The organism is Acinetobacter sp. CAU_H_S139_7 (assembly GCF_058599305.1).
In genome coordinates this window covers 2,813,756-2,836,852 of record NZ_CM178651.1, presented here as the reverse complement: position 1 = coordinate 2,836,852, position 23,097 = coordinate 2,813,756, and the positions used below count along the sequence as shown (strand labels likewise).

Annotated in this window: 22 protein-coding genes; 9 read left to right on the top strand and 13 right to left on the bottom strand. The window is 42.0% G+C overall.

The genetic code is table 11. The features are described from left to right. The first annotated feature begins 279 nt into the window (after nt 1-279). Genes pdxA through AC4MC0_RS13825 form a run of 3 tightly spaced genes read left to right on the top strand, consistent with a single transcriptional unit; the run spans nt 280 to nt 2,943 of the window. Nucleotides 280-1,248 carry a 4-hydroxythreonine-4-phosphate dehydrogenase PdxA gene (pdxA, locus tag AC4MC0_RS13835; protein ID WP_335998859.1) on the top strand — a complete coding sequence of 323 codons (969 nt, stop codon included), beginning with the start codon at nt 280-282 and terminating at the stop codon, nt 1,246-1,248. A 32-nt stretch (nt 1,249-1,280) separates the two neighbouring features. Beyond that, a complete protein-coding gene (rsmA, locus tag AC4MC0_RS13830; RefSeq protein WP_004695098.1) occupies nt 1,281-2,093 on the top strand; it encodes a 16S rRNA (adenine(1518)-N(6)/adenine(1519)-N(6))-dimethyltransferase RsmA in 813 nt (270 codons plus the stop codon). A gap of 1 nt (nt 2,094) precedes the next feature. Beyond that, on the top strand, nt 2,095-2,943 hold the full coding sequence (locus AC4MC0_RS13825; protein ID WP_160362178.1) for a symmetrical bis(5'-nucleosyl)-tetraphosphatase: 849 nt from the start codon (nt 2,095-2,097) through the stop codon (nt 2,941-2,943). A 43-nt stretch (nt 2,944-2,986) separates the two neighbouring features. Here the strand turns inward: AC4MC0_RS13825 and AC4MC0_RS13820 are convergent, their stop codons facing one another. The 5 genes from AC4MC0_RS13820 to hflX all read right to left on the bottom strand — a co-directional run bounded on the left by AC4MC0_RS13820 (nt 2,987) and on the right by hflX (nt 6,678). After that, nucleotides 2,987-3,436 carry a DUF2147 domain-containing protein gene (locus tag AC4MC0_RS13820; RefSeq protein ID WP_058951671.1) on the bottom strand — a complete coding sequence of 150 codons (450 nt, stop codon included), beginning with the start codon at nt 3,434-3,436 and terminating at the stop codon, nt 2,987-2,989. A gap of 279 nt (nt 3,437-3,715) precedes the next feature. Next, nucleotides 3,716-4,159: a DUF2147 domain-containing protein gene (locus AC4MC0_RS13815; RefSeq protein WP_335998855.1), complete on the bottom strand. Its 444-nt coding sequence runs from the start codon at nt 4,157-4,159 to the stop codon at nt 3,716-3,718. A gap of 87 nt (nt 4,160-4,246) precedes the next feature. Continuing rightward, nucleotides 4,247-4,921, bottom strand: coding sequence for an LrgB family protein (locus tag AC4MC0_RS13810; protein WP_004695104.1), 675 nt, complete (start codon nt 4,919-4,921; stop codon nt 4,247-4,249). 10 nt (nt 4,922-4,931) lie between these two features. Next, nucleotides 4,932-5,303, bottom strand: a complete 372-nt coding sequence (locus AC4MC0_RS13805) for a hypothetical protein (RefSeq protein WP_335998851.1) — start codon at nt 5,301-5,303, stop codon at nt 4,932-4,934. Nucleotides 5,304-5,346: 43 nt separating this feature from the next. Beyond that, complete coding sequence (gene hflX, locus AC4MC0_RS13800; protein WP_004695107.1) at nt 5,347-6,678, bottom strand: ribosome rescue GTPase HflX; 1,332 nt, start codon at nt 6,676-6,678, stop codon at nt 5,347-5,349. 387 nt (nt 6,679-7,065) lie between these two features. Between hflX and AC4MC0_RS13795 the strand changes: the two genes are divergently transcribed. Further along, nucleotides 7,066-7,890, top strand: a complete 825-nt coding sequence (locus AC4MC0_RS13795; protein WP_335998876.1) for a lysophospholipid acyltransferase family protein — start codon at nt 7,066-7,068, stop codon at nt 7,888-7,890. Between the two features lie 4 nt (nt 7,891-7,894). Here the strand turns inward: AC4MC0_RS13795 and AC4MC0_RS13790 are convergent, their stop codons facing one another. Next, nucleotides 7,895-9,523: a phospholipase D family protein gene (locus tag AC4MC0_RS13790; protein ID WP_335998874.1), complete on the bottom strand. Its 1,629-nt coding sequence runs from the start codon at nt 9,521-9,523 to the stop codon at nt 7,895-7,897. Between the two features lie 101 nt (nt 9,524-9,624). Here AC4MC0_RS13790 and AC4MC0_RS13785 point away from each other — a divergent pair, with 101 nt between their 5' ends. Continuing rightward, entirely contained in the window at nt 9,625-10,635 is a 1,011-nt protein-coding gene (locus tag AC4MC0_RS13785) for a metallophosphoesterase (protein ID WP_234304534.1), read from the top strand. 7 nt (nt 10,636-10,642) lie between these two features. On the opposite strand, the gene AC4MC0_RS13780 is transcribed toward AC4MC0_RS13785, so the two are convergent. The 3 genes from AC4MC0_RS13780 to trhA all read right to left on the bottom strand — a co-directional run bounded on the left by AC4MC0_RS13780 (nt 10,643) and on the right by trhA (nt 13,310). Continuing rightward, nucleotides 10,643-11,065, bottom strand: a complete 423-nt coding sequence (locus AC4MC0_RS13780) for a hypothetical protein (protein ID WP_114837564.1) — start codon at nt 11,063-11,065, stop codon at nt 10,643-10,645. 143 nt (nt 11,066-11,208) lie between these two features. Beyond that, complete coding sequence (locus tag AC4MC0_RS13775) at nt 11,209-12,525, bottom strand: MFS transporter (RefSeq protein ID WP_078389023.1); 1,317 nt, start codon at nt 12,523-12,525, stop codon at nt 11,209-11,211. A 143-nt stretch (nt 12,526-12,668) separates the two neighbouring features. Further along, nucleotides 12,669-13,310 (bottom strand): PAQR family membrane homeostasis protein TrhA, encoded by a 642-nt coding sequence (trhA, locus tag AC4MC0_RS13770; RefSeq protein ID WP_335998844.1) that lies wholly within the window; start codon nt 13,308-13,310, stop codon nt 12,669-12,671. A 106-nt stretch (nt 13,311-13,416) separates the two neighbouring features. Here trhA and AC4MC0_RS13765 point away from each other — a divergent pair, with 106 nt between their 5' ends. Together AC4MC0_RS13765 and AC4MC0_RS13760 are read left to right on the top strand one after the other, a co-directional pair. Then, complete coding sequence (locus AC4MC0_RS13765) at nt 13,417-14,631, top strand: class I SAM-dependent methyltransferase (protein ID WP_335998842.1); 1,215 nt, start codon at nt 13,417-13,419, stop codon at nt 14,629-14,631. A gap of 59 nt (nt 14,632-14,690) precedes the next feature. Beyond that, complete coding sequence (locus tag AC4MC0_RS13760) at nt 14,691-15,125, top strand: GNAT family N-acetyltransferase (RefSeq protein WP_335998840.1); 435 nt, start codon at nt 14,691-14,693, stop codon at nt 15,123-15,125. Between the two features lie 32 nt (nt 15,126-15,157). Here the strand turns inward: AC4MC0_RS13760 and AC4MC0_RS13755 are convergent, their stop codons facing one another. The 4 genes from AC4MC0_RS13755 to AC4MC0_RS13740 form a co-directional block, all read right to left on the bottom strand. Further along, entirely contained in the window at nt 15,158-15,499 is a 342-nt protein-coding gene (locus tag AC4MC0_RS13755) for a hypothetical protein (RefSeq protein ID WP_335998838.1), read from the bottom strand. A 188-nt stretch (nt 15,500-15,687) separates the two neighbouring features. After that, the gene (locus AC4MC0_RS13750; protein ID WP_335998836.1) at nt 15,688-17,820 is read right to left on the bottom strand and encodes a 3-hydroxyacyl-CoA dehydrogenase NAD-binding domain-containing protein; all 2,133 of its coding nucleotides are present in this window, start codon (nt 17,818-17,820) and stop codon (nt 15,688-15,690) included. Nucleotides 17,821-17,831: 11 nt separating this feature from the next. Further along, nucleotides 17,832-19,037, bottom strand: coding sequence for an acetyl-CoA C-acetyltransferase (locus AC4MC0_RS13745; protein WP_335998834.1), 1,206 nt, complete (start codon nt 19,035-19,037; stop codon nt 17,832-17,834). 191 nt (nt 19,038-19,228) lie between these two features. After that, nucleotides 19,229-20,239, bottom strand: a complete 1,011-nt coding sequence (locus AC4MC0_RS13740; RefSeq protein WP_491887132.1) for an AraC family transcriptional regulator — start codon at nt 20,237-20,239, stop codon at nt 19,229-19,231. 209 nt (nt 20,240-20,448) lie between these two features. Between AC4MC0_RS13740 and AC4MC0_RS13735 the strand changes: the two genes are divergently transcribed. Together AC4MC0_RS13735 and AC4MC0_RS13730 are read left to right on the top strand one after the other, a co-directional pair. Next, the gene (locus AC4MC0_RS13735) at nt 20,449-21,567 is read left to right on the top strand and encodes a CaiB/BaiF CoA transferase family protein (protein ID WP_335998832.1); all 1,119 of its coding nucleotides are present in this window, start codon (nt 20,449-20,451) and stop codon (nt 21,565-21,567) included. A gap of 119 nt (nt 21,568-21,686) precedes the next feature. Next, on the top strand, nt 21,687-22,964 hold the full coding sequence (locus AC4MC0_RS13730) for a carbohydrate porin (RefSeq protein WP_335998830.1): 1,278 nt from the start codon (nt 21,687-21,689) through the stop codon (nt 22,962-22,964). Nucleotides 22,965-23,097: the final 133 nt, after the last annotated feature.

The following is a 23,097-nucleotide window of genomic DNA, read 5'->3' as shown; positions in this document are numbered from 1 at the left end:
AGCGATATTGAACTTTATGACTTCACTGAATGAAATGCGGGATCATCACCATAGAAGTATTTTAAAATAACGGATAGTACAGGAGTTACGACTCGCAATTTCTTTGTCATGTTTTATATGTTTGAGGCTTTATTTTTTCTTTGAAAGTCGATGGAATGTGAAAACAGGATAAGTGAGGATTTAAATATAAAAGAATAGGTTTAAGTTGAGTACGGTGAATGCGGAGATACTGGGTGAGACGTTGTATAATAGTCAAAACGCATTTTATTTGAGTTGATCATGCTGCCTTTATATGTCACCAGTGGTGAACCTGCTGGGATTGGTCCAGATATTTGTTTAAGCCTTGCTGCTCGTATAGATGAGCGTCCGATCGTGGTCCTTGGTGATATGAACTTGCTACGTACACGTGCCGCATGTTTGGGATTGGACATTGAACTGATTGAATATTCAGGGCAAGAAGCATCATCAACTCAGGGTCAACTTTATGTTGAGCATGTGCCTTTAAGCGAAGCTGTTGTAATGGGTGAGCTCAATCCTGAAAATGCGCCTTATGTCTTAGAGCAGCTACGACGTTCAGCCGATTATGCCATGTGCGGTAAAAGCGTAGGTGTTGCAACTGCACCTGTACAAAAGTCAGTCATCAATGATGCTGGGATTCACTTTAGTGGACATACCGAATACTACCAAGAGTTTGCTGGGGTTGAACGTGTGGTGATGATGCTCGCAACCAAGACCTTGCGTGTCGCGCTGGCTACTACACATTTGCCATTAAGAGCTGTACCCGATGCGATTACCAAAGAACGACTGCATCAAGTGATTGGTATTTTAATTCAGGACTTAAAAAGCAAATTTAAAAAAGAGCATCCCCACATTTTAGTGTGTGGCTTAAACCCACATGCAGGGGAGGATGGTTATTTGGGCATGGAAGAAATTGAGGTGATTAACCCTGTGCTGGAAAGCTACCGTGCTCAAGGCATAAATATGAGCCTGAGCCTACCTGCCGATACCTTATTCACCCCAGAAAACTTAAAAGATGCCGATGCTGTTTTGGCGATGTATCACGATCAGGGCTTACCTGTGTTAAAATCGCAAGGGTTTGGTGAAGCCATTAATATTACTTTGGGCTTACCGTTTATTCGTACCTCAGTCGATCATGGCACAGCTCTCTCCCTCGCAGGCACGGGTCTTGCGAAAAGCTCAAGCTTACAGGTCGCTGTTGATTTAGCGTTAGAATTAGCTCGTCACTAATGTTCAGTGATTAACTCACGTTGGAAAATTTTATGTATCAAATTAATGCCTTAAACCCTAAAGATGAAGGGCACCATACGCGGAAGCGTTTTGGGCAAAACTTCTTACATGACCAACGTGTGATTGCCAAGATTGTACGTTCAGTTGCACCACGCTCAGGTGATAACATTGTGGAAATTGGGCCGGGTTTGGCAGCCTTAACCTCTCCGTTGATTGGAGAGTGTGACGCACTTACGGTGGTAGAATTAGACCGTGATTTGGCGGCAGGTTTGCCAGGGCGTGTGCCACATCCTGAACGTTTAACCATTATTGAGACCGATGCACTGAAGTACGACTTCACCAATTTATTTGAAGATGGTCGTCCTTTACGGGTTGTGGGTAATTTGCCGTATAACATCTCAACGCCACTTTTGTTTCACCTCTTGGAGTTTGGTGACAAAGTTAAAGACATGCATTTTATGCTACAAAAAGAAGTGGTTGACCGTATTACGGCTTCTCCAAATAGCAAAGAATATGGTCGTTTGTCGGTGATGATTCAGTATTTCTGTAAACCTACGTTCTTGTTTGAAGTACCACCGGGTTCATTTAACCCGCCACCCAAAGTGACTTCTGCGGTGTTCCGTTTAGAGCCATATGCGGTTAAGCCTATTGTGGCAAAAAATGAAAAAGCCTTGGCACGTTTGGTCTCGCACGTCTTTACCCAGCGCCGTAAAACTTTGCGTAATAGCTTAAAAGGCATGTTGGTTGAAGATGGTTTTGAACAAGCAGGTGTTGATCCGATGGCGCGTCCAGAGACTTTAACACTGGCTCAATTTGTGGCATTAGCAGATCAAATGGTGGCTTAAGGTGACAGGTGCAGAGATTCGATACAATTATGTCATTGGTGATGTGCAGGGTTGTTTTGAAGCACTAAAAGCCTTGCTAAAGACTATTCAGTTTGATCCTGACCAAGATTTTATTTGGTTTGCAGGGGATTTGGTTGCTCGTGGTGAAAACTCATTGGGTGCTTTACGCTTTATTAAAAAATTAGTAGAGCGTAATGCGGCTGCAACAGTTTTAGGAAATCATGATTTAACTTTGCTGGCGGCTGCACGTGGCATTAAAGCAATTAAAGACAAAGATAACATTCGTGATGTGATTGATGCGATTGATAGTGATGATTTGATTGATTGGCTACGTAAACAACCCTTGTGTGTGTTTCCGAACGCAACCACGGTTCTGACGCATGCAGGCATTCCAACCAATTGGACAGCAGAACAAACTGCTGCTTTAGCCGCAGAAGTTGAGGCGGTCATTGCAGCGGATGATTTTGATGTTGTCGATGCCTTTTTAAAAGAAATGTATGGCAAAGAGCCTACCTTATGGTCGGATGAACTGACGGGGCATGCGCGTTTACGTTGTATCGTAAATTATTTGACTCGTATGCGTTTAACCGATAGTGCTGGGCGTTTGGAGTTTAGTTTTAAAGACTCGCTCAACGACCCGATGCCTGAAGGCTTCAAACCATGGTTTGAATTTGCTTCGCAAGCGGCACAAACCCATAAAGTTGTGTTTGGTCACTGGGCAGCTTTACAAGGCAAAACCATTTCAGACTCGATTCAAAATGTAGATGGCGGTTGTGTTTGGGGGCATCAATTAATGGCCTACCGTTTAGAAGATGAGACCTTATTTGCCGTTGATAATCCAGTTCAATAGCACATGCATTAAAAAAGCCACGAAGTTCGTGGCTTTTTTATTCTTAGTCGATTCTTAACCAGGTTTGGTTACGACCTAAAGCAGAAACACCGATGTATGCACGTAGAGAAAGACGCTTTCCTGTGGCATTCAGTTTCATTTTCGCATCATAAAGTTTGCCAGACAGTGGATCAATCACACGACCTTTTTCATAGTTGTTGGTGCCGTCCACATGCTTTAAGCCTTTAATAATGTCCATGCCTAAAATTGGCTTGTTGGTATATGGCGTAGGGCAATTCACACAAGTTTCTTTTGGTGTATAGCCTGGGCGTGGAGTAATTTTTACAATTTTTCCAGTGTAAGTATTATTCGATTCTTTACGAATTTCGATAACGGCTTTCGGTGAACCTGACTTATCATCAATTTGTTGCCATGTCCCTGTTAAGTCCTGTGCAAATGCTCCCCCGCAAAGCATGGACAATGTTAATCCCGCGATAAAAAACTTACTTTTCATATAAGGTTCTCTATAGTTTCACAAAAAGATATCCAAGACACAGAAAAATTAACAGTTTGCACAAGGCAAACTGTTTTGTGTTTAGATATGAGTTAGGCAGTTGCCTTTAAAAATTGAAAAATCATACATGCTTAGCTGAAACTCTTTTATTCATTGAAGTTGAAACAATCAGACTAAGTTTGATGCAATGTATGAGTGACTCAGTGGTGGTCTACAAAATCTAAAATGAATCGATCAAGTGATTGCGTAGACCAAGTCTGTTCAGTAATAGAACCTAGATTATTCTCGAATCCACGTTTGACTACGACCTAGAGCCGATATGCCCACGTATCCTCGCAAGGTTAAGCGTTTGCCATTCGAACTGAGTTTTGCTTTACAGCTATAAATATTACCAGACAGTGGATCAATGATTTTTCCACCCGTGTAATTGGTATTACCGCTGTGTTTCAAACCTTTCATCACATCCATGCCTAAAATAGGCTTATTAGTATACGGCGCAGGGCAATTAATACAAGTTTCTTTTGGTGTATAACCAGGACGAGGCGTTACTTTAACGATCTTAGCGGTATATGTCCCATTTGATTCTTGGCGAATATCAAGGATGGCTTTTGACGACCCAGTTTTGTCATCAATATTTTTCCAAGTGCCGCTAATATCTTCAGCGAAAGCTGTACTACCTATAACGGTTGTAGCGAATGCGATTGCAAGTGTCAATTTGCTCATGAACAAAATCCTTTTATCATTTAATCAACGACAAACTCATCTTAAGTCGATTTTTTAAACAATACAATTGTTTATGTGAGGAACATATCACATTTTTTGCAAGTATAGAATAAACAACGGTAACCAGATTGCTGTAAATACCGCATTGACAGCCATTCCAAAGGCTGCATAACGTCCAGCAATACTTCCCCGTTGCCATGCTTGAGCTGTACCGATGGCATGAGCTGCAAGACCTAGCGCTAAGCCCGATGCTCGTTCATCATTAATATGTTTGAGGATCAGTGGTGAAAATGCAGCACCAATCACACCGGATAAAATAACGATTAAAATTGCCAGACTCACAGGGGCTTGCAGCAGTGTTGCAATGTTAATCGCAATTGGCGTTGTGACTGCGCGTGTGGCAAATGCCATAATGGTAGGATCGGACAAATGTAGTAGATAAGCCAGTCCCATCGGCAGTCCGACCGCACTGATACTGGCAAAGACCAAGATACCCACCACGGCTTTGAGGGGGAGGTCGTCATAGCGCATGGCAGCCAATGGAATAGCCAATGCGACTGTGACATAACCGAGCAGATGGTTAAACACTGGATTTACCTGTGCCATATATTGCTCATACGGAATGTTTAACAACAACAGCAGGGCAATCACAAAGCACATGCCAAAAACAATCACGGGAATCTGTGGCAGTTTTTTGTTGAGTGGCTTTGCCAGTAAATAGGCAACGAGGGTTAGGAAAAAACCGAAAATAATGGGAATCATGTGCGCACTCCTAAAGCCATTTCTTAGACATTTTTGCGTAAACCCACAGTGGAATTAGTGTGCTGACAAATAGCACCACCAAAAACATTGGGATTTCACTGCCTAAATGGGTCATCATCAGCAGGGAGCCTGCACTGATAGGTAGAAAAGCAAAGGCACTTTCTTTCATGATTTTATTGTTGGTATCCACCAAACGTGCTGGAATTTTATGAAATTTTCTCCAACCCAAAAGGACGATTAATAAACTAATCAGTCCAATTAAATTGCCCATTTCAGGATGTCCAAAACGTCCAGTGATCCACACAGCCGCTTCACGAAAGATGATGATCAGGGCAACCGTGCCGATCCATGCTTTCCAATCAACAGTTTTTATCCATTCCATTTTGTTCTGTCATTAACATTTTACTTATCACGTTTTAACCGATTTAGCTTTTGATTTCAAATTCTTCGAGTTCACGATGAAATTGTTTTGCTTTCAAACCTAAAATTTCATTAATCGGTAAATGTGCTTGTTTAATCAATTGTTCGAGTTTATGCGGTGCAATATACACTTGTAGGTGTAGGTTGCCTTCATCATCATAATTTTCAGATTGAATCACATTTAGGGCGTACAGTTGATTACGCAATTTGCCATAGGCTGGTTTGAGTAGGACGTCAAAGTTTTGAATTTGACCCATCAAACACTCTTGGACCGCTTGGCGTAGTAGATCAAATCCTTCGCCTGTATGTGCTGAGACATAGACACGCTCAGGTACATTTGGTTCAGCGTAAATGATTTTGGCTTGTTCGCCACTTTGATCGATCTTGTTATACACCCGTAGAATTGGAATATCTGCGCCAATTTCTTTGAGCACTTTTTCAACAGCTTCAATTTGTTCCATATGGTCAGGACTGCTCGAGTCAATCACATGCAACAGCAAACTGGCTTCTAATGTTTCCTCTAGCGTCGCTTTAAACGATTCCACTAAAGCATGCGCAAGATTACGCACAAAACCAACCGTGTCGGCTAGAACCAGCGGACCAATACCATCCCATTCCAAACGTCTTAAGGTTGGATCTAAGGTTGCAAATAACTGATCTGCGGCATAAACATCAGATTTGGCAAGAGTGTTAAACAGGGTTGATTTGCCCGCATTGGTATAACCAACCAAAGAAACGGTTGGAATCGCGGCTTTTTGACGTGCAGCACGCCCTTGAATACGCGTCTGACGGACTTTTTCTAATTTATCTTTAAGTTGTCCAACACGGACACGAAGTAAACGACGGTCAGTTTCGAGTTGCGTTTCACCTGGACCACGAAGTCCAATCCCGCCTTTTTGGCTATCGAGGCTAATGCCTGTACCGACCAGTCGAGAAGACAAGTGATCCAATTGAGCCAATTCGACTTGAAGTTTCCCTTCATGGGTACGGGCACGTTGTGCGAAGATATCTAGAATAAGGCGTGTACGGTCAATGACGCGGCACTTAATAATGCGACTCAGATTACGTTCCTGACTAGGGGTTAGAGCATGGTCAATAATCACTAGTGTGGCTTCAAGTTCCTCAACACGAGCAGCAATTTCTTCTGCTTTGCCTGAACCAATGAAATATTTAGCATCGGGTTTGAATCTTTGAGCGTGAACATGCTCCAGAATTTCTGCACCTGCCGACTTAGCAAGCAAACGAAATTCTTCTGCATCAAGGTCTTCCAGAATATGGATGGCAACACTGACTAAAATGGTTTTTTCGCCACCTTGCTTCTGCTCAAAATATTCCACTAAATTCGATCTCACATTGAAAACTCTAGTGTAGATGAATTTGCTGAGATTGAGCGAAATAGTTATGCCGTTACCTTACATTGAGCGAAATAAGTGAACCAAAAGCAGTAAAGTACCAAAGTATAAAATACTGAGCCCTATAATAAATTTCAGTGCCTGAACAGGATTTAACGTTGGAGCTGGAGGATTCATTTGATCGTTCATGTACACACCATGTTTTGGTATTTCGATTGATTTATTATAATTAATTTGTTTAAACGATTAAAATTGAAAATAATCATCTGGTCCTTCGGTTTTTATGATCAATGCAAGTTACTCAAGATCAGTATAGAATGAGCCGAAATCAATGATTAAATGTTGAATGAAGCTGTGCCAAGTGAACCGTCTATGCAATCGAATACTGAAATAAAAACAACATCACTAAAAGGTGTCTCTAAGCTTTTTCTGTATGGTAAAAAGTTGGCTTCGGGGCTTGGCGCCGTGTCCGAAGGGTTTTATTTGGTCTATCGACATGGCTTGTATAAAGACATTAACAATCCACAAAATACCCGTTACGTGCAGTATTTTTGCCGTCGCCTGTGCAAGGTTTTTAACATTGATGTGCATGTCCACGGGGATATTCCACGTAAGCCTGCACTTTGGGTCAGCAATCATATTTCGTGGTTAGATGTAGCAGTTTTGGGTTCAGGCGCACGAGTTTTCTTTTTGGCCAAGGCTGAAATTGAAAAATGGCCTGTGTTTGGCAAGCTGGCAAAAAGTGGTGGAACTTTGTTTATTCAACGTGGTTCAGGCGATTCCATCAAAATTCGAGAGCAAATTACAGCGTTTTTAAAACAAGATATTCCTGTGTTATTTTTCCCAGAAGCGACCACCACCGATGGTTCTAAAGTGAAAAAGGTCCATGGACGTATTTTAGGCGCAGCAATTGAGGCCCAGCGTGATGTGCAAATTTGTTTGCTTTGCTATGTGAATCAACAGGGCGAACTTGACCAAGTCTCTCCGTTTATCGGTAACATTAGTTTTGCCGAGCATGTTAAAAAAGTACTAGAAATGCCAAAAGTCACGGCACATTTAGTTGCGCTCCCAGCCATTTGTACCGCAGGACATACGGTTGAGAGTTTAACGGCACTGGTCCAACAAAAAATGGTGCAAGGTTTGGCTGATTTACATCACAAAGTTTTGAAGTCCCAACCCAACATGCAACAAGCTTGAAGGCTTACATAAAGCCTTCAATTGGTAGCCAAGAGACGACTTTGAGACCAGCACGTTTGAACCAATTCATTTGGGGTTCAGTGGTATAGGTTTTGGTAGAACCATCAGCTTGTTTGATTTGCCAGTTAATGTTTTTATTTGCATCTAAAACCAGCTTATAGGCATATTTACTGAGGTTTTGGTCCATGGTGTAGTGTACCGCTTTGGCCAGCGGTGGACTGTTCAGTAAAACCCCAATTTCTGTATTTAAGTTGGCAGAGCGGGGATCAAAATTAAATGAACCAATAAAAACCTGTTTCTCATCAATGGCCATGAGTTTGGCATGTAGACTCGAGCGGCTTAATCCTTTGATGCTGACTTTGGCTTTTTTCGAAATTTCTTCATTGTTTTCGTTTAGGGCTTCGGCCGCAGGTGTGGCTAAAAACTCATAGAGTTGAACACCACTTTCCAGCAAGTCTTCACGATATTTTCCATAGAAAGCATGCACCAATGGTACATCATTGGCTTTAAATGAGTTGGTCAGTACGCGAACTTGAATGTCACTTTGAGCTAGATTTGCCAGATGTTTTTTGCCTTTACGTTCAGGTACAAAATAGGCTGAAATAATGTCGATGCTTTCCATTGGCTTTTCTAAATGGGTTTGCAACTGGAAGTTTAAATGTTCTTCTTTTTTTGCCCGTGATTTGATTTTACTCGGTGAGTCTTTCACCACTTCGGCTTTGACCCAATCGAATTGGATACTATCATTTAACCAGTGTTCAAAGGCTTGCGAACGATTGGCCAGATCGAGATAATTTTGGACGGTCACTTCCTGATAGTGCTGCGCTAACTGGGTTTTTAAACCTTCATAACGCAAGCTGTAATGGTTGGCGTTGACAATTTGACGCACTGGAAAGGCATAATCGTCATTCCAGTATTCATCGAAAGAATGCACAATTTCATCTGAGGCAGAGCCGACCAACATTACATCAACATCGGAAAACTGATAACTGTCGCTGACGTTATAATATTGATTGCTCATGTTGCGCCCACCAATCAAAGAAATTTGATTATCGGCAATGAAACTCTTATTGTGCATACGACGGTTGATGCGTTTTAAGTTTAAGACCATATCCATGGCACGATAGTGACGGAAGCGGTAGGGGTTATACAGTTTAATGTCGATGTTGGTGTGTTGATCGAGTGCTAAATAGATGCCTTCCATTTTCTTGGCATTGTTATCATCGATCAGTAAGCGAACCTTCACTCCACGATCGGCGGCTTTCAAAATAGAATAAAGCGCTAAAGAACCAATACGATCATTGTCCCAAATATAGTATTGTAGATCTAATGTCTTTTCTGCTTTATCAATGAGATGGATACGTGCAGCCAATGCCTCGAGCGGGTTGTAAAGAACATGAAAGCCCGTCAGTCCTGGATGTTGCTCACGCAAAGGCAGTACGATTTTACCTAAACTGGTTTGATCTGTTGGTAGATCAAAGGCATAGACGGGCGTCTGCGGTATCTGTTTAGGTAAGGTATTACACGCGGGAACAGTCAAAACCATACAGCTCAGCAACAACAATTTGGCATTTTGCTGAGTCGAAGATGAACGGAATGAAGTTTGTTTTGCTAAGCCGTGAGGTTTTTCCATCATCATAAAGTCTATAAATTTGGTTTGAGTATAATTCTGAGCTGTGAAAAGATAAACAGAAGATTATGTGTTCTTGATGAACAAATTGTGAGTAAAAGTCTATGATCAATACACACTCCGTCGTGTTCTATTTTTATATTGCGATGGCCTTGCTTGCAGGGTGGGCGGTGTATCAGGCATGGATCAGTCAAACCAATACGGAGACGATTCATCCGTTTAAAGCCTTTGTGCATTTATTGGCTTTTTATCTTTCGTATTTACTCATTCCTTTGTTTTTCTTTAGCATATACGCAGGTTTTCAGGGCTATTATTCATGGCATGAAGCTATTTTTGTATTTTTGGTCAGTGGTATATTGTGCTATGCACGTTTCATTGAACCACATTTTGTGCATGTCAAAACCACTCAATATCAAATTCAAAAAGATTATAAATTACTCAAACCCGTCCGTATCGCCTTAATTGCCGATTTACATATTGGTCTATTTTCAGGGCATGAGCGGCAGCTGAAAACCATTGTCAAACGAGTCAATGAGCAAAAGCCTGATTTGGTGGTGGTTGCAGGGGATTGGACTTATGAACCCGAAAATAAACTGGCAGAAGAGTTAGAGGTGTTAAAGCAAATCAATGCACCTGTCTATTCAGTCAATGGTAACCATGACGAACAATATCCTGGACCACCAATTCAAAATTTATTAAGACATGCTTTGAAGGTCAACAATGTCATTGATATTGAAGGTCAGATTGTGGAATTCGAAGAATTTCGTCTGATGGGTGTTGGGGATTTGTGGGCAGGTAAGGCAGATATGCGTTTTATGCCGCATTTACCGCGAGACAAACCTTGGGTGATTTTGTCGCATAATCCTGACACGGTCGATATGGTACCTGCTTTACCCAGTCGTCCTTTAATGCTTTCAGGTCATACGCATGGTGGTCAAGTTGAGCTGCCATGGCTTACAGATTATGTGATGAAGAAGGTGTCTATATTAGGACACAAAAAAGGTTTGTACCGACATGAACATGCGGATGTGTTTGTCACGGTTGGAACAGGCATGGTGGGTGTGCCGTTTCGTTTTCGTGTACCACCGACCATCGATATTATTGAACTGATTTAAGTTGGGCTTAGAACCAATAAAAAATAAAGCTTAAAACCAAAATGACCACAGCCAAGATAATCCAAAGGTTGTGGTTTTTTGTATGGAGCTCTTGTAGGTCTTGCATAGTATCGAGGTTATTCACTGCTGGGCTATGCGGGCTTTGTGGCTGTTGTTGTGTAAAGCTCCGTCCTTCAGACACAAGGGAGCTGTGGTGTCTTAATTCAGCGGTTGATATGCGTTGTTGTTGGTGTCGTTTATGGCGATACATGCTTTTTAGTGCAGCATCATGCCGCTTCGTGAGTTCAGTCACGATTTCTTGTGCATCATCGTATTGAAAAGCGGTATGTGTGGCGATGTATTGAATGGCTTGAATAATTTTATTTTCTTCAACTAATACGATGACATCAAGGAGTTGTTCATTGGTGAGTTGTTGTATTTTTTCATCCATTTTTCGGTCCTATTCATCTGTATCTCTCTCTATTTTTGAAGTAAAACGACAGATTTTAAATATGGTTTTTGTAGCGTTTGTGAACGCATTGGTATAAAAAAAACCAGCATCATTGTGCTGGTTTTTAGGCATCAAATTCAGGGTTAAATTTGATTATTTACATCATCATTTTTGGTTTCACGAATCATTAAGAACGCACATAAAGACAGAAGCGATGCCGCTGTGAGGTAGTAACCTACTGCGTGTAAACCATAGGTGGTTGCAAGCTTGGTGGCAATGAGAGGTGCAAATGAAGCCCCAAAGATCCCCGCAAGGTTAAAGGTTAGTGCTGAACCTGTATAACGAACGGATATTGGAAAAATTTCAGAGAGCACAGTACCAATTGGTCCATAGGTTAAACCCATGATGGATAAACCAATACACAGGAACAAGAACACAACAAGGGTATTGCCTGATTCCAACATGCTTGAGAATACTAAACCAAATAATGCCGCAGCAATACAGACTGCAATAGAGGTGGTTTTACGACCAAATTTTTCCGCAAAAACCGCCGACAAGGGGATGAATGCAGCAAAGCAGAGGGTTGCGACCAGTTGAAGTTGTAAGAACTGTTCACGGGTGTAACCGAGCTGTTTGGTACCCCATTGTAAAGCGAATACGGTTGTGAGGTAGAACACCACAAAAGTGCAGATGGCTGCAATGGTACCTAAAATCAACATGCCCCAGTGCTTGGTGATCACTTCTTTAAATGGAATGTTAACTTCTTTTTGCTTGTCTAAAACTTTCTGGAACGCGGGGGTTTCATGGAGTTGTAAACGAATCCACAGACCTACAATCACCAGTAAAGCACTTGAGATAAAGGGAATACGCCAGCCCCAAGTCATGAACGCTTCTTCAGTCATAAAATGACCCAGCGTTAAGAATGAACCAGTTGCTAAGATAAAGCCAATCGGCGCGCCCAGTTGGGGAAACATGCCATACCAAGCACGTTTACCTTCAGGTGCATTTTCCGTGGCAAGCAATACAGCACCCGACCATTCACCACCTAAGCCGAGTCCTTGACCTAAACGACACAGCGCAAGCAGTAATGGCGCGGCAATTCCAATTTGTGCATAGGTGGGTAATAAGCCGATACACACGGTTGAAAGTCCCATGGTCAGCAAAGCTGCAACCAAGGTCGCCTTTCGGCCGATACGATCACCTAAATGTCCAAACAGTGCAGCACCAATCGGGCGTGCAATAAAGGCAATCGCAAAGGTTGCTAATGACTGAATTGTAGCGGTCATCGGGTCGGTACTTGCTGGAAAGAACAAATACGGAAAAATGATGACTGCAGCAGTCGCATAAATATAAAAATCGAAGAATTCGATTGTGGTACCTACGAGACTGGCTGTAAGTACGCGAAATTTTGAGTTTACAGGCTGCTGTTGTTCTGCAACAGCAGTATTTAATGACGCCATGGTAGACCTTACACTTAAAAAATAGTCGAACTGAGTTTTAAAAGCGTCATCTTTTTAAAAAAGGCGTAATTTTTTAAAAAAATACGAATGTTCCTCGGGCAGACTACGGAATTAGGGTTACTAAAAAATGTAGTGTGCGCGGGTTATATGACGTAAAGATAGATGGACAGGAAATGTGATCCTGCACCAATCAATACAAAAATATGCCAGATAGCGTGCGTATATCTTACCTTTTTTAGCGCATAAAACAATGCACCGATGGTATAGGAAAGTCCACCAATGATTAAAAAAGTCAAAGCTGGTTTAGATAAAAAGCGTTGCATATCATCCATTACCAGTACAGCCAGCCAACCCATAAGCAGATAAGCAATCAGTGAAAATTTTTCAAAGCGATGAATGAAAACTAACTTGAATAGTGTACCAATGAGTGCAATCACCCAAAGTGCAATGAGTAGGTAATGGGCTTTTTGCGTGGGCAGTGCGATAGACAAAAATGGAGTGTAGGTACCTGCAATCAGATAATAAATGGCAGTGTGATCTAATTTTTTATACCAGCCGCGACGCTCTGGAGATTCGGCAAAATGATACAAGCTTGATGCGGCAAATAATAAAAATAGGCTCAAAGCATAGACCGATAGCCCGATCCACTGCGCTGTTTCTAAGTAAGACCCTTTGATAATCAATAAAATACCTGCTATGAGTGCAAGAGCTGCACCAATAGCATGGCTAATGAAATTGATTCTTTCTTCAGCAGGATCGTAGTTGACAACAGGGTGAGTGCTCATAAGTCGTGTGCATTTTTATAAAATATACAACTGTATCGTAATTCAAATTTGCATTTAGCGTAAGACGCTTTAAAATTTAATCGCAATTCTTTTTTTGGTTTCTATTATGACCGTTTCGGTATCGTCCTCTGCACAAGAGCAGCAATTCCTTCAGGCCTTTCAGCAAGCGCTTGAATCTCAAAGTTTTGATCGGATGATTCTGAGTCAATATCAGGGTGAACTAGAGCAACTCGAGAAGATGACTTTTCGAGTCGTCATGTTGCAAGGACAGCCTGTATTGAGCTGTTTATATCGTCATAAAACCCAAGATGTCACCAAAAATTATTCATTAGACATAGCACTTGAAACGGTAACTGCACTTTTGGCGCAGTGTAAACAAGCCAATCTGCTGACAATTGAACAAGAGTGGCAACTGAAGAAGAACAAGAAGAAAGCAATGCTGACGCAAAGTAAACATAAAACGGTGACCAAAGCTGTAGAGCAGCAAGGCCATGACCGTGTCAAACAGCGTTTTGTGGATCAAGACAGTTATTTCTTACAGCCGCTTGGTATTACCGATGCAAAAGCGCACATCATTCCCAGTATGGCGCGTAAGTGGAAGCAAATTAATAAGTTTGTCGAAATTTTCTCAGGGGCACTAAGTCATATTCAACTGCCTGAACAACTACGCGTGGTCGATTTTGGTTCAGGAAAAGGCTATTTAACTTTTGCTTTGTATGATTATTTGCTGAAGCAAGATCTGAACCCTTTTGTGACAGGGGTGGAGCTAAACAACAAGATGGTGGAATTCTGTCAGGAGGTTGCGAACAAGTCGGATTTTCAGCAACTTGATTTTTTTCAGGGTGATGTTCGGACGTACCAACCTGAACGCCTCGATGTGATGATTGCGCTGCATGCGTGCGATGTCGCGACTGACTTTGCGATTCATACCGGCATTCGTTTAAATGCTGAAATGATCATGTGCGCGCCGTGTTGTCATAAAGAATTACGCCCGCAACTGAAAGCTCCACTCGTGTTGCAACCGATGTTGCAGTTTGGTATTCATGCGGGACAGCAAGCTGAAATGCTGACCGATACTATTCGTGCCTTGTTACTCAAAGCCTATGGCTATGAAACCAAAGTGTTTGAGTTTGTAGCACTTGAGCATACCAGCAAGAATAAAATGATTTTGGCAACCAAGCGTAAGGATTATCAAGCGCCCGATGTTGCTGTCTTGGCACAAATTCAAGCCTTGAAAGAGATGTATGGTATTCAAAAGCATTCACTGGAATTGCTGTTGAATAATCAATGGGATCAGCAAGATGTAGGCTGTAAATGCTGATCTGAACATCACTTTTTAGTGCAATGACCAATATAGAGATGATTTATAGGGAAACGAAAATGCCAAGCTTGAGAATTACGCACGGAACATGGGATGAGTTGCAACAGGCTGCGAAAATGATTCGTGAGCAGGTCTTTATTCAAGAGCAAAACATTGCTGCTAAAGATGAATGGGATGAGCAAGATGAAATCTCAGTTCATTTTGTGGTCTATGAGCAAGATCAAGCCATCGCCACCGCACGACTTTTGCAAAATCATAGTATTGGTCGTGTTGCAGTTTTGAAGTCACATCGTGGTTTGGGCGTAGGCAAAGTTCTGATGCAGGCGGTAATTGCATATGCGCAACAGCAACAGCATCCATTTTTAGTCTTATCCTCTCAAGTGCATGCGCAAGCGTTTTATCAGGCTTTGGGCTTTATGCAAGAGGGTGAGGAGTATTTGGATTGTGGTATTCCACATATCCATATGCGTTTATCATCCATAAAAAAGCCCTGATCTTTCAGGGCTTTTTTATTAGTCACAGCATATTAGTGACCATGTTCAGTTGACATTTTCGCATGTTCATCGGCACTCATACCGTGCTCATCAGCGGTTGCATGTTCTGTGGTATCTTCAGAAGCTGCTTGAGCTCTTGCTTCGCGCGCATCTTTATCCGCTTGTGCTTTGGCCATGGCTTCTTCAGACATCGCAGGCGCATTTTTAAAGGCATGTTGCTGAGAGTTTTGCTGCGTTTGCTGACTTGGCATATAGTCAGGCTCATTGGTGATCGCAAGGTAGAAGATACCTAAGAAAATTCCACTTAAAATGAAAGCAATAATCAGTGCTTTCCAACCCCATGGTGATTTTTCAGGAGAAGTATTGTCAGTCATGTGCAACAGCCCAATTGAATAAAAATAAATCTAAAACTATGTAACTTTATAACACAAAAAACTGCATCGGGCTTGAAAAGAATGCACTAAAATAAGTCAAAATTAGATGCTGAATCAGCAGGTTAATTTTGTTGTGTGCTGAGAGCGCAAAAAAGGGATCAGCAGATCCCTTTTTTAAGATTGAAGTTTTAGCGAATCTGACCCGATGACACCGATTCAACCAGACGTTGCGGTGCTTTGAAACGCTCACCGTATTTCGCTTCAAGTTCATTGGCACGTTGTACAGCTTGGTCTAAACCATATTGATTTAAAAACTGAATTGCACCCCCTGTCCACGGCGCAAAACCAATCCCAAAGATCGAACCAATATTGGCATCAATCACAGATTCAAGAACATTTTCTTCATAACAACGCAATGTATCTAGAGATTGTACAAACAAGAAGCGGTCAATCATTTCTTGTTCAGAAATATCTACATCTTTCTTCCAATGGCTCAAACCTTCCCAAAGATGCTTTTTACCCCCTTCTGGATAATCATAGAAACCTGCACCAGCAGCTTTACCTTTACGGTCAAAAGTATGAATCATGGTTTGAATCACATCATCTGCACCTGAACGAGGTAAATCTTTACCTTCAGCTTGAAGCGCCTTACGGGTTTCATTGGCAACATGCTCAGAAAGCGTCAACGCAACTTCATCTTGAATGGCTAATGGGCCAACGGGCATACCTGCTTTGAGTGCTGCCATTTCAATACGAGCTGGATGTACACCTTCATGCAGTAAACGTAAACCTTCTTGAACAAAAGTACCAAATACACGACTGGTGAAGAAGCCACGGCTGTCATTGACAACAATCGGAATTTTGCCAATTTGCTGTACATAATCATATGCTTTTGCCAGAGTTTCAGCAGAGGTGTTTTTACCTTTAATGATTTCAACCAATTGCATTTTATCGACTGGACTAAAGAAATGCAGACCAATGAAGTTTGCTTGATCTTTCGATGCATTTGCCAAACCAGTAATTGGTAATGTCGAAGTATTTGAAGCCATCACGCCGCCATCGATAAGGAATGCTTCAGCTTCTTGAGTGACTTTCGCTTTGAGTTCTTGATTTTCAAATACAGCTTCGATAATTAAATCACAGCCTTTTAAATCTTCCGCAGATGCTGTTGCAGTAATCAAGCTTAAAACCTGATCACGTTTTTCAGCCGTCATACGACCTTGCGATACTTTTTTATCCAGTAACTTTTGGCTATAGGCTTTGCCTTTTTCTGCATTTTCTACAGAAACATCTTTCAGTACAACAGGAACTCCTTTGATTGCTGTCGAGTAAGCAATGCCTGCACCCATCATCCCTGCGCCAAGTACACCGACTTTGCTTGCTTGCCATTTTGCAACATCTTTAGGACGGCTTGCACCTGCTTTAATAGCATTCAGCCCATGCCAAAAAGTACCGATCATGTTTTTTGAAACTTGACCTGTGGCAAGATAAGTAAAGTAACGTGATTCAATAGTCAGCGCTGTATCAACATCGACTTGCGCACCTTCAACCGCTGCCGCCATGATCGCTTCAGGTGCAGGATAGCAACCTTTAGTTTTATCACGGAGCATCGCTGGAGCAATCGCCAGCATTTGCGCAACCGCAGGTGTTTTAGGATCACCACCCGGAATTTTATAACCTTTTACATCAAACGGTTGTTGCGACTTTGGATGTTCTTTTACCCAAGCGATGGCTTTATCCATCAACTCTTCAGGTGTTTCCGCAATGTCTTGAATTAAACCGAGAGATTTTGCTTTATCCACACCAAACTGCTTACCTTCCATTAAGAATGGAAAAGCATTTTGTAAGCCTAAAAGGCGTACCATACGTACGATACCACCACCACCCGGCAGTAGACCTAAAGTCACTTCAGGCAAACCAAACTTCGTTTTAGGATCATTCAATGCAATACGTGCATGACAACCTAAAGCGATTTCCCAACCACCACCTAAAGCTGTACCATTCAATGCTGCAACGACAGGAACACCTAGAGTTTCGATATAGCGAAACTCTGCTTTCATTTTCTGAATCATTTCAAAAAATGGAGTGGCATCTTCCAAACGAGCTTGAATCAACTCATCCAAATCGCCGCCTGCAAAGAAAGTTTTTTTCGCTGAACGAAAAATAATACCTGTAATAGAAGTTTCAGATTTCAGTTTAGAAACAATATTTTCCAAAGCTACACGAAAATCTGCATTCATAGTGTTTGCTGATTGATTCGGAGAATCTAAAGTCAGAATAATAATGCCATCGTCATTTTTTAAATATTGAATTGCGCTCATTATTATTCTCCTTATACCAACTCAATAATGGTCGCAATACCCATGCCACCACCTACACATAATGTTGCCAAGCCACGCTTTTTACCTTGGCGTTCTAACTCATCCAGTAAAGTTCCGAGAATCATCGCACCCGTCGCACCCAATGGATGCCCCATCGCAATTGCGCCACCATTCACATTGACTTTCTCAGCAGGAACTTTTAATTCCGTCATAAAACGCATCACCACTGATGCAAATGCTTCATTGACTTCAAATAGATCAATATCATCAATCGTTAAACCAGCTTTTGCCAATGCTTTACGCGCAGCAGGCGCAGGCCCTGTCAGCATAATGGTTGGATCTGAACCCACCAAAGCGGTCGCCAATACTTTGGCACGTGGTTTTAAACCTTGTTCTTTGACCGCTTTCTCAGAAGCAAGTAATACAAGTGCTGCTCCATCGACAATACCCGATGAGTTTCCTGCGTGATGTACATGGTTAATTTTTTGCGCTTCTGGATATTGTTGTAATGCAATCGCATCAAAACCCATTGCACCCATCATTTCAAAACTTGGATTGAGTTTTGCCAAACCTTCAGCTGTAGTAGTTGGTTTGATAAATTCATCTTGATCTAAAATGGTCACGCCAGCTTTGTCTTTAATAGCAACCACAGATTGATTAAAATAACCCGCAGCTTGCGCAGCTGCCGCTTTACGTTGCGAATTTGCAGCAAATGCGTCGACATCTGAACGCGTATAACCATCCAATGTTGCAATTAAATCTGCACCAATCCCTTGCGGAACGAAGTGTGATTTTAAATTGGTTTCAGGGTCTAATGCCCACGGGCCACCATCTGAACCCATTGCAATACGTGACATTGACTCAACACCACCTGCAACAACAATGTCTTCCCAACCTGAACGTACTTTTTGCGCAGCCATATTGACCGCTTCTAAACCTGATGCACAAAAACGGTTAATTTGCACACCTGCAACATCATTATCCCAACCCGCTGCGATTGCCGCAGTTTTAGCAATATCACCACCTTGGTCTGCAATAGGCGTGACACAACCCAAGACAATATCATCTACTTTAGAAGTATCTAAATGATGACGATCTTTCAATTCATTCAACAATGTGGTCAATAGCGTAATCGGTTTCACTTCATGCAGTGAACCATCTTTCTTTCCTTTTCCGCGTGGTGTGCGAATGGCGTCAATAATATAAGCCTCGCTCATAGCTGTTCCTTTTTATGACTTTTAAGTTGTTATGTATTTCGAGTGTACAAATTAATGGCTGTGTTGCAATGACTAGAACGGGTCAGGTCAGATGAGTCTTTTTGCCAATAGACTGAAGATTGGGGCATAAAAAAACCCAAGATCGAAATCTTGGGTTTAGCAATGTGCCGAACCGTCGTCAAACTAAAAAATTAGTGATAGCCGTGTAGTTGACGATATAGACCTGGTGTCACTCCTGTCCATTTCTTAAATGCACGGTGGAATGTACTGGTTTCACTAAAGCCCACTTGCTGTGCCACATCTTCTAAAGTCAAACCTGGGTTCAATAGTAGGTGGATTGCAGCATCACGACGTAATGCATCTTTCACGCCTTGGTAACTTTTACCTTCAGCAGCTAAGCGGCGACGCAACGTTTGTGGAGATAAATACAGCATAGAAGCCACATCATTCAGAGTTGGCATTTCCTCACCAATTTGACTCTTCAATACATCACGAATACGTGAAGTAAGTGAGTTGGTGTTTTTAAATTTCACCAGCAACTGTGCAGGCGCGGATTTTAAGAACTCTTCTAACGTTTCTTCATTTTGACGAATTGGTAAGTCCAAATAATCTGCCGCAAAAGTGATTTCGGTACGCGGCATGTCGAACTGCATCACAGGTGCGAAGAACAGAGCATCGTACTCATCTGCATGGGTTGGACGTTCATACCCAAAGTGCACACGTTCTAGCGGTAAACGACGTTCAATCAACCAAGATGCGAGACCATGCCAAATCATTAGCATACTTTCGGTAATGAAGTGATCTGGGTCCATCGATTTCGGAATCTGAGGAACAAGACGAGCTTCATGTTTGTCGCGCTCTAATGTCACCGACCACTCGTCACCAAACAATTTATAAAACTGTGAAGACAGTTCTAAAGCATCACCTAAGGTTTTGGCATGAATAATCAGCTGACACATGATGGCAAACGTACCTAAACGACGTGGTTGCTTATCGAAGCCAACATGTTCGTCTTGGGTCACCATCCATAACATTTTAACGAAGCGAGTATATTGTTCTGGAGAAATACGGGCTTTAGGTTGACGCAGTAGTTCTGCCTCAATCCCTACGTGAGAAAGTAATGTTTCGACATCCATGCCGAGACGTTTTACGCCAGTTAAAGCCGCATTGACGAAATGGATACTAATGGTATCGCGGCTCATATTTAATCCTTCAGTCTCTTTTATATTCACTTGCGTTTGACCTAAATGACGCTAAAAAAAGTATTTTAGGCAATTTACACTAAAGTTTTTTGCCTTTTTACATGTTAAATTGCCGAAATGATCAAGGTAAATGGCTGAACATGACATTGTTTTGTTGCTTTTATATTTCTAAAATAGCTAAAAAATCAACATAAAAAGAGAAAATAAACATGGATATGGCATTGAAAGGATTGAAAGTTCTCGATTTTTCTACACTTTTGCCCGGACCTTTTGCAACAATGTACTTAGCAGACCTAGGTGCAGAAGTGATCCACATCGAGTCTCCAACCCGCCCAGATCTGATCCGTTTAATGCCACCTTATGCCAATGGACAGGCCACTGCACATAGTTATCTCAACCGAAATAAGCATGCAGTGGCATTGGATTTGAAAGATCCTGCCAATATTGAACTGATCAAATCGAAAATTTCAGACTATGACATTGTGATTGAACAATTCCGTCCAGGTGTGATGCAAAGATTGGGACTCGACTATCAGACCTTATCTGAAATTAATCCACGCTTGATCTATTGTTCCATTACGGGTTATGGGCAAACAGGGGGGTATCAGAATAAAGCAGGGCATGATATCAATTATGTGGCTTTGTCAGGGATCGCGGGACATAGTGGCCGACAGCACAGTGGACCACCACCAATGGGGATTCAAATTGCGGATATTGCTGGAGGCTCTTTGCATAGCGTGATTGGAATTTTAGCGGCAATAATTGAAAGGCAGCGGAGTGGTTTGGGGCAGTATATTGATATTTCTATGACCGACTGTGTGGTGGGGCTCAGTAGCATGGCCGCAGCTGCGAGCTTAGCAGGACAGGAAAAACAAGGGCCCGAGCAAAGCTATCTCAATGGTGCGACTTTTTATGACTATTATGAAACCCAAGATGGGCGTTATTTATCAATTGGGAGTTTAGAGCCACAGTTTTTACAAGGGTTGGCCCAGATTTTAGAATTGCCGATTGTGGCTGAAAAAGGAGCCTCACTGGCAACCGAAGACCGTCAGGTGGTGAAACAAGCAATAAAAGACAAAATTAAAACCCAAGATTTTGCCACGTGGAATGCAATTTTTCAGCAGCAAGATGTCTGCGTTGAGCCTGTATTTAAGTTGGATGAAGCACTCGATTCGCAGTTGGCCAAAGATCGTGCATGGGTGGTTTCTGTACCTTTACAAGAGGGGAGTACAAAAAGCGAACAACAATTAGCTTGTCCAATTAAGTTTTCACGTTCAAAAATAAGATATGAATTTATAGGCAAACCACTCGGTTTTGATTCCTTGTAAATATCATATAACGATAATTTGAATAGATTTAAAACAACAAAACGTCATAAAATGGGTTTTTATACAAATAAAGCGTATCATATCGATTAGTTGTAATTTTGTAAGAAAGGTCACCAATTATGAATAAATGTAAAAGAAGTTGGTGTTTTAATCTCGGTCTCTTAGTACTTAGTTGCTGCTTTCAAAGTGTGTATGCTGCAAATGCCTTTGAGGCAGAAAGCCCTTGGATGCTGGGTGACTGGAATGGTCAGCGCAGTGCATTGCAGCAAAAAGGCTACGACTTTAGCTTTGGCTATACGGGTGAAATGGCAACGTTGCTCGATGCCTCGCATTCTTCAAGTCACGGTACCGAATATGCAGACCAGTTTGCATTTGGTACGCACTTCGATTTAGACAAGATTTTGGGCTGGCAGGATACTGAGGCTCAAATCACCATTACCCAACGCAATGGTCGTTCACTTTCTCAGACATCCGATGCTTTAGAGGGACATTTAAGTTCCACTCAAGAAGTGTGGGGACGTGGTCAAACGTGGCGTTTAACCGATTTGTGGATTAAGAAAAAGTTCATGGATCAAAAGTTAGACATCAAAGTCGGTCGTTTTGGTGAAGGTGAAGACTTCAACAGTTTTGACTGTGATTTCCAAAACCTTGCGCTCTGTGGCTCTCAAGTTGGTAACTGGGTCGGTGACCAGTGGTACAACTGGCCTGTCAGCCAATGGGCTGCACGAGTCAAATATAATCTTCGGCCAGACCTGTATGCACAAGTCGGGGTGTATGAATATAACCCTGAAAACTTAGAACGTGGCAAAGGCTGGAACTTAAGTACTGACGGTTCGCAGGGGGTCATTATTCCTGCTGAAGTGGTGTGGCAACCTGCTGTAGGTATAAATAAATTACCCGGCGAATATCGTGCAGGTTATTACTACAGTTCGGCAGATGCCGCAGACATTCAAAACTCACAGCAAACCTCACATAAACAAGGCGGCTGGGTCGTTGCCAAGCAGCAACTCACAGCACATCACGGTGATGCTGCGCGCGGTTTAACAGGTTTTGTGAATCTCACGCTACATGATTCAGATACCAATACGGTTCGCGACATGCAGAATATTGGTTTGGTCTATAAAGGCGCTTTTGATGCTCGCCCTCAAGACGAAATCGCGATTGGCTTAGCCCGTATTAATATCAATGATGATGTCAATGACGCGAATATTGCCAATAACAGCGTCGATGCCCGTGGCTTACAAAGTGAAGAATATGATGCCGAGATTTACTACGGTATACATGCAGCTAACTGGTTAACCATTCGTCCCAATATCCAATATATCCACCATGTAGGCGCGTATAAAAATGGTGAAAATGCATGGGTCGGCGGAATTAAATTCCAGACCGCATTTTAGTTTCTAGATCGATAAGTATTTGTCCAGCAAGGTTGATAAATACTTTTAACGGTTGTTCAAAGCATAAAACTGTTCGAAATAAGTCGTTTGGACAGATACTTAAAATCTAAAAACTGTCTAGGTGCTCATATCG

Bases quoted from the DNA above. Each gene is read 5' to 3' on its own strand.
- AC4MC0_RS13730 (WP_335998830.1), top strand. From the start codon at position 21,687: ATGAATAAATGTAAAAGAAGTTGGTGTTTTAATCTCGGTCTCTTAGTA.
- AC4MC0_RS13750 (WP_335998836.1), bottom strand. From the start codon at position 17,820: ATGAGCGCAATTCAATATTTAAAAAATGACGATGGCATTATTATTCTG.
- trhA (WP_335998844.1), bottom strand. From the start codon at position 13,310: ATGAGCACTCACCCTGTTGTCAACTACGATCCTGCTGAAGAAAGAATC.
- AC4MC0_RS13815 (WP_335998855.1), bottom strand. From the start codon at position 4,159: ATGAGCAAATTGACACTTGCAATCGCATTCGCTACAACCGTTATAGGT.
- AC4MC0_RS13735 (WP_335998832.1), top strand. From the start codon at position 20,449: ATGGATATGGCATTGAAAGGATTGAAAGTTCTCGATTTTTCTACACTT.
- AC4MC0_RS13795 (WP_335998876.1), top strand. From the start codon at position 7,066: ATGCAATCGAATACTGAAATAAAAACAACATCACTAAAAGGTGTCTCT.
- AC4MC0_RS13760 (WP_335998840.1), top strand. From the start codon at position 14,691: ATGCCAAGCTTGAGAATTACGCACGGAACATGGGATGAGTTGCAACAG.
- AC4MC0_RS13805 (WP_335998851.1), bottom strand. From the start codon at position 5,303: ATGGAATGGATAAAAACTGTTGATTGGAAAGCATGGATCGGCACGGTT.
- AC4MC0_RS13755 (WP_335998838.1), bottom strand. From the start codon at position 15,499: ATGACTGACAATACTTCTCCTGAAAAATCACCATGGGGTTGGAAAGCA.
- AC4MC0_RS13810 (WP_004695104.1), bottom strand. From the start codon at position 4,921: ATGATTCCCATTATTTTCGGTTTTTTCCTAACCCTCGTTGCCTATTTA.
- AC4MC0_RS13740 (WP_491887132.1), bottom strand. From the start codon at position 20,239: ATGAGCCGCGATACCATTAGTATCCATTTCGTCAATGCGGCTTTAACT.
- AC4MC0_RS13765 (WP_335998842.1), top strand. From the start codon at position 13,417: ATGACCGTTTCGGTATCGTCCTCTGCACAAGAGCAGCAATTCCTTCAG.
- pdxA (WP_335998859.1), top strand. From the start codon at position 280: ATGCTGCCTTTATATGTCACCAGTGGTGAACCTGCTGGGATTGGTCCA.
- AC4MC0_RS13745 (WP_335998834.1), bottom strand. From the start codon at position 19,037: ATGAGCGAGGCTTATATTATTGACGCCATTCGCACACCACGCGGAAAA.
- AC4MC0_RS13775 (WP_078389023.1), bottom strand. From the start codon at position 12,525: ATGGCGTCATTAAATACTGCTGTTGCAGAACAACAGCAGCCTGTAAAC.
- AC4MC0_RS13820 (WP_058951671.1), bottom strand. From the start codon at position 3,436: ATGAAAAGTAAGTTTTTTATCGCGGGATTAACATTGTCCATGCTTTGC.
- AC4MC0_RS13780 (WP_114837564.1), bottom strand. From the start codon at position 11,065: ATGGATGAAAAAATACAACAACTCACCAATGAACAACTCCTTGATGTC.
- AC4MC0_RS13790 (WP_335998874.1), bottom strand. From the start codon at position 9,523: ATGGAAAAACCTCACGGCTTAGCAAAACAAACTTCATTCCGTTCATCT.
- AC4MC0_RS13785 (WP_234304534.1), top strand. From the start codon at position 9,625: ATGATCAATACACACTCCGTCGTGTTCTATTTTTATATTGCGATGGCC.
- rsmA (WP_004695098.1), top strand. From the start codon at position 1,281: ATGTATCAAATTAATGCCTTAAACCCTAAAGATGAAGGGCACCATACG.